The sequence below is a fragment of the Achromobacter sp. Bel genome (assembly GCF_012928505.1).
In the GTDB taxonomy this organism is placed as follows: Bacteria; Pseudomonadota; Gammaproteobacteria; order Burkholderiales; family Burkholderiaceae_B; genus Achromobacter.
In genome coordinates this window covers 41,347-49,020 of the sequence record NZ_JABBJN010000043.1, presented here as the reverse complement: position 1 = coordinate 49,020, position 7,674 = coordinate 41,347, and the positions used below count along the sequence as shown (strand labels likewise).

Annotated in this window: 7 protein-coding genes; 5 read left to right on the top strand and 2 right to left on the bottom strand. The window is 65.1% G+C overall.

The window, feature by feature from the left end:
• The first annotated feature begins 37 nt into the window (after positions 1–37).
• The 4 genes from rsmD to HG262_RS22785 all read left to right on the top strand — a co-directional run bounded on the left by rsmD (position 38) and on the right by HG262_RS22785 (position 2,757).
• Entirely contained in the window at positions 38–604 is a 567-nt protein-coding gene (gene rsmD / locus HG262_RS22800; protein WP_169273187.1) for a 16S rRNA (guanine(966)-N(2))-methyltransferase RsmD, read from the top strand.
• 58 nt (positions 605–662) lie between these two features.
• Complete coding sequence (coaD, locus tag HG262_RS22795) at positions 663–1,166, top strand: pantetheine-phosphate adenylyltransferase (protein WP_006227601.1); 504 nt, start codon at positions 663–665, stop codon at positions 1,164–1,166.
• 110 nt (positions 1,167–1,276) lie between these two features.
• Entirely contained in the window at positions 1,277–1,528 is a 252-nt protein-coding gene (locus HG262_RS22790) for a YfhL family 4Fe-4S dicluster ferredoxin (RefSeq protein WP_006227600.1), read from the top strand.
• On the top strand, positions 1,525–2,757 hold the full coding sequence (locus tag HG262_RS22785; RefSeq protein ID WP_169273186.1) for a benzoate/H(+) symporter BenE family transporter: 1,233 nt from the start codon (positions 1,525–1,527) through the stop codon (positions 2,755–2,757). The genes HG262_RS22790 and HG262_RS22785 overlap by 4 nt, the downstream gene beginning before the upstream one ends.
• Positions 2,758–2,803: 46 nt before the next feature.
• On the opposite strand, the gene HG262_RS22780 is transcribed toward HG262_RS22785, so the two are convergent.
• Together HG262_RS22780 and HG262_RS22775 are read right to left on the bottom strand one after the other, a co-directional pair.
• Positions 2,804–3,190, bottom strand: a complete 387-nt coding sequence (locus HG262_RS22780; protein WP_169273185.1) for an MOSC N-terminal beta barrel domain-containing protein — start codon at positions 3,188–3,190, stop codon at positions 2,804–2,806.
• Entirely contained in the window at positions 3,187–5,676 is a 2,490-nt protein-coding gene (locus HG262_RS22775) for an AsmA family protein (RefSeq protein WP_169273184.1), read from the bottom strand. The genes HG262_RS22780 and HG262_RS22775 overlap by 4 nt, the downstream gene beginning before the upstream one ends.
• A gap of 397 nt (positions 5,677–6,073) precedes the next feature.
• On the opposite strand from HG262_RS22775, the gene HG262_RS22770 reads away from it, so the two are divergent.
• Positions 6,074–7,672 carry an MDR family MFS transporter gene (locus HG262_RS22770; RefSeq protein WP_169273183.1) on the top strand — a complete coding sequence of 533 codons (1,599 nt, stop codon included), beginning with the start codon at positions 6,074–6,076 and terminating at the stop codon, positions 7,670–7,672.
• Positions 7,673–7,674: the final 2 nt, after the last annotated feature.

Below are 7,674 nucleotides of genomic sequence, written 5' to 3'. Positions count from 1 at the left end.
GGGCGGTGGGGATTTTTTCTTGAAGAAGCGGCTAAACATGGGTAACAAGTATATTCGTATCGTCGGTGGCCAATACAGGCGCACCCCCATCGCCGTGCCCGACGTGGAGACGCTGCGCCCCACGCCCGACCGGGTGCGCGAGACACTGTTCAACTGGCTGAATCACCTGTGGGCCGGCGAGTTCGCCGACAAGCAGGTGCTGGATCTGTTCGCCGGCAGCGGCGCCCTGGGGTTCGAAGCGGCTTCGCGCGGCGTGGCACATGTGCAGATGGTCGAGCGGGACAAGACCGCCGCGTCCGCGCTGCGGACACTGCGCGACAAGCTCAAAGCCGACATGATACGCATCCATGTGGGCGACGCGATGCAGGTCGCCGAACGGATGGATGCGTCCCGATTTGACCTCATCCTGTTGGACCCTCCCTTCGGACAGGGCTGGCTGCCGCGCCTGTGGCCAATCCTGCCGGGCATTTTGACCGAGCATGGGCTAGTCTATGTCGAGGCGGAAACCCCCATCGAAGCCCCCGAAGGATTCCATATCTTGCGGCAGGACAAGGCAGGCGCGGTCCACTACCATCTGCTCGAATTTGCTGCATTGCGGAAATAGATCAATAATCCGAGCTTCGGAGGATGGTGTACACCACTAATAACGGTACGGAGCTCGCATGATCATCGCTGTATATCCCGGCACTTTCGACCCGCTGACCCGGGGCCACGAAGACCTGGTCCGCCGCGCGGCCACGCTTTTCGACAAAGTGGTGGTGGGCATCGCCCTCAGCCGCAACAAGAAGCCTTTCTTCAGTATCGACGAACGCGTGGAGATCGCCCGTGAAGTCCTGGGCCACTATCCCAATGTGGAAGTGCAGAGCTTCGGCGGTTTGCTCAAGGACTTCGTGCGCGACCAGGGCGGCCGCGTCATCGTCCGCGGCCTGCGCGCGGTGTCCGACTTCGAATACGAATTCCAGATGGCTGGCATGAACCGCCATCTGCTGCCCGACGTCGAAACGCTGTTCATGACGCCTTCTGACCAATACCAGTTCATTTCGGGCACGATCGTGCGCGAAATCGCCCAGCTGGGCGGCGACGTCAGCAAGTTCGTGTTCCCGTCCGTGGAGCGCTGGCTGCAGGAAAAAGCCAAAGAGCGCCGCGAACAGTCCTGGCCAGGCTGATTCTCTACGCTGCCGCACCATCCCCGAAGGGCGCGATTTCGCGCCCTTCTTGCGCTTGGCCGCCCGGCAGTACAATGTGAGCCGCCCCCGGCTTTCCTCCGCTGCCCATCATGGCCCTGCTGATCACCGAAGAATGCATCAATTGCGACGTTTGCGAGCCCCAGTGCCCGAACGACGCGATTTCCATGGGCGAGGACTATTACGTCATCGATCCCGACAAATGCACGGAGTGCGTCGGCCATCACGACGAACCCCAGTGCAAGGTGGTGTGCCCCGTGGAGTGCATTGAACTGCACCCGCAATGGAACGAAGGCCAGGAACAGCTCATGGCCAAGTACCGCCGCCTGACTGGTGCCGCATGAGCGACACGACGCAGACCGGCATCAACCTCCCTTCTCCGTCGCCCGCCCCCCACCACGCCCGCCGCGACGTATCGGCCTCTGCGGTCGCCGCCGGTGTGGTCGCCGTGCTGGTCAGCTTCGGCGGCACCGCCGTCCTGATGGTGCAAGCCGGCCACGCAGCCGGCCTGAACTCGGCGCAGATCGGCTCCTGGATTGGCTCGCTGAGCCTGGCCTTCGGATTCGGCGGCGCGTTCTACAGCCTGCGCACCGGCCTGCCCATCGTCATGGCCTGGTCCACGCCCGGCGCCGCCCTGCTCGTCACGGCGCTGGTCGGCATCCCCTTCAATGAAGCAATCGGCGCCTATGTGCTGGCGGCCGGCCTGACGTTGATCTGCGGACTGTTCGGCTGGATCGATCCCATCCTGCGCCGGATCCCCGGCGAAATCGCCGCCGCCATGCTGGCTGGCGTGCTGCTCAACTTCGGCATGGGCATCTTCAGCAGTGTCGGCAAGCAACCCGCGCTGGTCCTGGCGATGTGCGCCACCTACCTGGCCTGCCGGCGCTGGGCGCCCCGCTACGCCGTGCTGGTGGTGATGGTGGTCGCCATCGCCCTGGCCTTCGGGCTGGACCTGATGCGGCTGGACTTGCTGGATTGGCATCTGACGGAGTTCGTCTGGACCACGCCCGCCTTCAGCGCCCAAGCCGTCGTCAGCTTGGGCATCCCGCTGTTCGTCGTGGCCATGGCGTCCCAGAACCTGCCCGGCCTGGCGATCCTGCAAGCCGCCGGCTATCGCCCCCCTGCCTCCCGCATCGTGGCCGCCACGGGCCTGCTGGGTCTGCTGGCCGCCCCCTTCGGCGCGCACAGCGTGACGATGGGCGCCATCAGCGCCGCCATCTGTACCGGCCCCGAAGCCCACCCCGACCCCGCCAAGCGCTATATCGCGGCGGCGACCTACGGGCTGGGCTATGTCGGATTAAGCGTCGTGGCGGGCGCCGTGGCGGTGTTCTTCCAGGCGTTGCCCGCAGCGCTGCTGGCCGCGCTGGCCGGCCTGGCGCTGCTGGGCACCATCATGGGCGGCATGGCGGCGGCCATGGCGAACCCGCAACGGCGCGAAGCCGCGCTCATCACCTTGCTGGCCACGGCGTCGGGGTTCAGTTTCTGGGGAATCGGATCGGCCTTCTGGGGCCTGGCGGCAGGCCTGCTGGCCCACACCGCCTTCGAATACAAGCGCGCCAAGACGGGCGCCTGAAGCGCCTTGCCCCGCCGGATCCCTCCGGCGGATTTCCTGGACAGGTTCAGGCGGGCCAGGCGGCCACGGGCGTATCCGGGTGCACCTTCATGATGCGGCATGGCACCTGCACGAAGTTCGAGATCCAGGCCGCGGCCAGTTCCCCTTCGTCGATCACGTCGATCGTCTGCTCGCCCACTTTCATGCTGTAGCGCACGCTGTCGTCGTCTTCGATGACGTCCAGCGGAATGTCCATGCGCAACATGCCCGGCGCCTTCAGCACCAGATAGCCCAGGCGCAGCTCAACCGAAACGTCGGCAAGCCGGGGGCACAATTCGCGGTTCAGCCACTGCCCCGAATCATTGGCGATCAGCCATTGCCGGTGGTAGGCGGCCGCGCCGGGCTGCGGCGTAACGCCGCATTCCGCGATCGGCTGGAAGTCCGGAGTGTTCATTTGCCCAGCAATCCCTTCAAGGCTTTGTCCAGGGGCGCGCCGTTCTTGCCCTTGCCCGTGACGGCTTCGCGCAGCTTGTTTTCCAGGCTGCGCTTGAGGATGTTGCCGATGGCGTCCTTCCACAGCAGCGTGTAGGTCGGCTTGTCGAACGGCCCCTTCACATGCACCGGGATCGTCACATCTTTCAGGTCGATCAGTTCCTTGCCTTCGGGGTCCGCCGCCGGATTGACCACGCGCGCGCGCGCAACCAGGTCCAGCTCGCTCTTCACGAAGTCGATGGTGGCCGGTTCGCCCTGCGTGACGCGCAGCAGCGGCGACACGATATTCAGGCGCTTCACGGCGGCCACGCCCTTGGTGAAGGCCAGGTCGGCGTCCATCTCCGAGAATTCCGTCTGCTTGCTGGTGTCGGCAGCCACGGTCTCGTCCTGCGATTCGGGCTTGAACGCCGCCTTCAATTCGCGCAGCGTCTGTGTCAGGTTGATCCCCTTGACCGCGCCATCGCGCAGGCGCACCTGCAAGGTGCCGCCCAGGCCGCTCTTCATGGCGTAGACATTGGCGCCCCCGGTCTTCAGGTCCAGCGCCAGGCTGCCGGTGCCGCTCAGCACGTTCCGGTTCGCCAGATCCATCAGCAGCGGCTCGATGGCGATACCCGCCAGCGACATCTTGGTGGCCAGCTGGTTGCCCTGCGCGGCGTCGACGGACAAGGCGCCCGCCAGCTTGCCGCCATACAGGCCCGCGGTCAGGCTGGAAATGTCCAGCTTGCCCTTGTCCAGCTTGACCACGGCCGCGACTTCATCGGCCTTCAGGCCGCGCACGACCAGCTTGCCCACCTTCAAGGTGCCGGTGACGCTGGGGCCCACCAGCGCGGACAGATCGATCGAATCGTCCACGGGCGCGGCCGGCGCCGCGGGCTTGGACTCGTCTTTCTTGCCCTCGGCCGGCGGCTTGGCGGGTGCCGCCGCGACGGGCGGCACCAGCTTGTCCAGGTCCAGCGTGTCGACGGCCAAGGCGAACTTCACCATCGGCGTATCGGAGAGCTTGGTGATGTCGGCGCTCAGGTCGAACTTGCCGCCTTCCAGCACGGCGTTGATCTTGCTGCTGGCCTGGTCCTTCAGCAGGTCCACGGTCAGGCTGCCGATCACGGGAATCTGCAGGCTGCCCTTGGGCAGGCCCGGGTCGGTGATGTTGACGTCGCCGCGCAATCCGGACAGGCCGCCACTGCGCTGCAGCAGGTTCAAGGTCAGCGGCGAAGCAAAGTTCAGCTTGACCACGCGTTCGCCATTCTTGGACGTGCTGTCCACCTTGGCTTCCTTGATGTCAAGCTCGGCGGCGTTGCCGCTGATGCCGTTCAGGCCGAAGCTTGCATCCAGCCCGCTGATGCGCACGCGGCCGGTCAACGCTTCGCCGGTGGCCGACGCGGGCGAGATGTTCAATGCGGGCGCGTCGACCGCCAATTCAAACGGGCCGTCTGGGGAATTGCCCTTGGCGCGCACCGCCAGTTTTTCGATCTGCAGTTGGCTCTTGTGCGGATCGATCGCCAGCTTGGGCATGGCCACGCTGGCTTCCACATTGGTGGCACGCGCGGCCGGGTCGGTGACGTCGCCTTGGAAAACCACTTCCAGGCCCGCCACGTCCAGCGCCGACTTCTGCCCATTGAAGGCCAGGTTGCCGCGCATGGCCAGGCTCTTGGCCTCGGCGCCGGGCAGCTTGCCGTCCATGCGCAAGTCCAGCTTCTGGGCCGCGTAGCGTTTGGCCGACGGGTCAAGCGTGAGCAAGGCCTGGCCGGTCAGGTTGGCGTCGACACGGGGGTTGCCGCCTTCGACGCGCGCCGTCAGGCGCACATCGAACGGCTGGTTGAAGGTGACGCGGCCGGTGTTGGCGTTGATCTTCGTGACGGCCACGGCCATGCCCGAGATCTCATCCTGCAACTGCACTTCGCCATCTTTCAGGTCCAGCCCGGCGATGTCGATCTGCATGTTGTTGCGGGTCGGCGGCAGCGTGCCGTTGGTAATGGCCTGGGCCGCAGTCTGGGCCGCTCCCACCAGCGCTTCGGCCGGATTGGCCGGCTCGGTCATGATCGCGGGCGTGCCGCCCACGAGGTTGCTGAAGTTGAACTGGCCGTCCTTGCCGCGCACCACGCGCGCCTTGAAGCCGCTGATGGCCACGTGGTCCACCACGAAGCTGTTGGACAACAACGGCCACACCGCGACCGCCAGGCGGGTGCTTTCGATAGAGGCGAAGGTGTCGGGGCTATTGGGCTCGGACAGCGACACGCCCTGCACGGACAGGCCGATGCGCGGGAAGAGCGACAGCTCGATCTCGCCGTCGATCGTGAGGGTGCGGTGATAGCGTTCCTGCACAAGCTCTTCCAGCTTGTACTTGTACGCGTTGGGATCGAATGTCAGCAAGAAGATGGCCAGGCCAACGACGGCCACGACAACCAACACCACCAGGCCTATCAAAATGCGCTTGAACCACGTTTTCATTGCCGCCCCGTCGGTACCTCGACTGGAAATCCTTGAATGCCGTCCATCGCGCCAAGGCGCGGGGAAGGTGCTTATAGCGGTGGAAAACCACGCGCCAATTGGAGCTGTGTGCCTTTTAGGACGAGTCCTCGCTCCTGCCGAAAGCCTGTGGCTGCGGCGCCAAAAGAGAGGGTCAACCAAGGAAGGCCTGCTGAAGACGCCAGTATGACCAGCGTGCAGATTCCGCTATCGTAACAAATCGGACCGGCTTCGCGATGCCTGCCTGGCCGCGACGCCAAAAACCCGGGCGATTCGCCTGTGCCGCACACCCTTGCCGGGGCCGTGAAGCTGACGGTTTTCTGTCTGGCGGATTGTAGGGCTAGAATGATTGATCTATCAATTATTGATATATCCAACAATGCCCGCCCCCACCCCCAGCACCCCGCATTCGCCCGGCCAGGTGCTTCCTTTCCGCCAGACCTTGATGGCCATGCTGGGCATGTGCTTCGTCATGATGATGGTCGCCATCGACCAGACGGTGGTGGGCACTGCGCTGCCGACCATTGTGGCCGAACTCAAGGGCTTCGAACTGTATGCATGGGTTGCGACGTCTTACCTGCTGACGTCCGTCATCACGGTGCCGATCTTCGGACGCCTGGGCGACTACTACGGCCGCAAGCCTTTCGTGGTGGCGGCGATCATCCTGTTCACGCTGGCCTCGGTCCTGTGCGGCGCGGCCGACAGCATGTTCACGCTGGTGCTGGCGCGCGCGCTGCAAGGCATCGGCGGCGGCATGCTGGTGGGCACGGCCTTCGCGTCGATTCCCGACCTGTTTCCCGACCCGCATGTGCGGCTGCGCTGGCAGGTCATGCTCAGTTCGGCCTTCGGCATCGCCAATGCCGTCGGCCCCACGCTGGGCGGTGCACTGACCGAACACTACGGTTGGCGCTCGGTGTTCTACGTGAACCTGCCGATTGGCATCCTGGGCCTGTGGTTCGTGGCGCGCTACCTGCCGCACCTGCGCAACCACACATCGGGCAAGGTACGGCTGGACTGGCAAGGCGCGCTGTTGGTCGCGCTGGCGCTAGGCAGCCTGCAACTGCTCGTTGAACTCTTGCCCAAGGAAGGCGTCAGCGCCCCGATCGTGCTGCTGGGCGTAGGCAGCATCGCCGCTTTTGCGCTGCTGTACTGGTGGGAAAAGCGCTGCCCGCACCCGCTTTTGCCGCTGGACATGTTCCGCAACCGCGGCCTGGCCACGCTCTTCACGCTGGCCCTGCTGGTGGGCGTAACGATGTATTCGCTGCTGTTCTACGCCCCGCTGCTGCTGCAGGGCGGCTTCGGGCTGTCGCCGCAGGACGCCGGCCTGCTGATCACGCCCATGGTCGTCTTCATCACGGTCGGCAGCATCATCAACGGACGCGTCATCACGCGGATCCGCAACCCCAACCGGATGCTCTACGCCGGCTTCCTGCTGATGGCCCTGTCCTGTTTGGGTATTGTTACCACCCATAGCTATACGTCACATGGGCTGATCGCCGCCTACATGCTGATGGCCGGCCTGGGCATGGGCTTCATCATGCCCAACCTTACCGTCTTCGCGCAGCAGACCGCCGGGCGCACGCATTTGGGCATCGCCACGGCGCTGCTGCAATCCTTGCGCATGATCGGGGGCATGCTGGGCACGGCGGTCGTCGGCACGATGGTGAGCCACAGCTATTTCAGCGGCGTCGAATCCACGCTGCGCGGCGCCTCGGCGCAATGGCTGCCGGAACTGAACGACCCGCAGATGCTGGTGAATCCAGCGGCGCAGACGCAGTTCCTGGCACAATTGGCGCATCAAGGCCAGGACGGGACGTCGTTGATCGAGATCGCACGCGTTGCGCTGGTGGGCGCCATCCACGAAGGGCAGCTCATCGCGCTGGCCGTCGCCATCTTCGCGCTGTGGTGCGTGCGGCGCGTGCCCCTGGTGCAATTGGCCCGCCCCCAGAAGGCGGAACCCGCACGCGTCGGAGAGTAGCT

What these genes read in the sequence shown, in the direction of transcription:
- rsmD (WP_169273187.1), top strand. Translation starts at nt 38, where the DNA reads ATGGGTAACAAGTATATTCGTATCGTCGGTGGCCAATACAGGCGCACC.
- coaD (WP_006227601.1), top strand. Translation starts at nt 663, where the DNA reads ATGATCATCGCTGTATATCCCGGCACTTTCGACCCGCTGACCCGGGGC.
- HG262_RS22790 (WP_006227600.1), top strand. Translation starts at nt 1,277, where the DNA reads ATGGCCCTGCTGATCACCGAAGAATGCATCAATTGCGACGTTTGCGAG.
- HG262_RS22785 (WP_169273186.1), top strand. Translation starts at nt 1,525, where the DNA reads ATGAGCGACACGACGCAGACCGGCATCAACCTCCCTTCTCCGTCGCCC.
- HG262_RS22780 (WP_169273185.1), bottom strand. Translation starts at nt 3,190, where the DNA reads ATGAACACTCCGGACTTCCAGCCGATCGCGGAATGCGGCGTTACGCCG.
- HG262_RS22775 (WP_169273184.1), bottom strand. Translation starts at nt 5,676, where the DNA reads ATGAAAACGTGGTTCAAGCGCATTTTGATAGGCCTGGTGGTGTTGGTT.
- HG262_RS22770 (WP_169273183.1), top strand. Translation starts at nt 6,074, where the DNA reads ATGCCCGCCCCCACCCCCAGCACCCCGCATTCGCCCGGCCAGGTGCTT.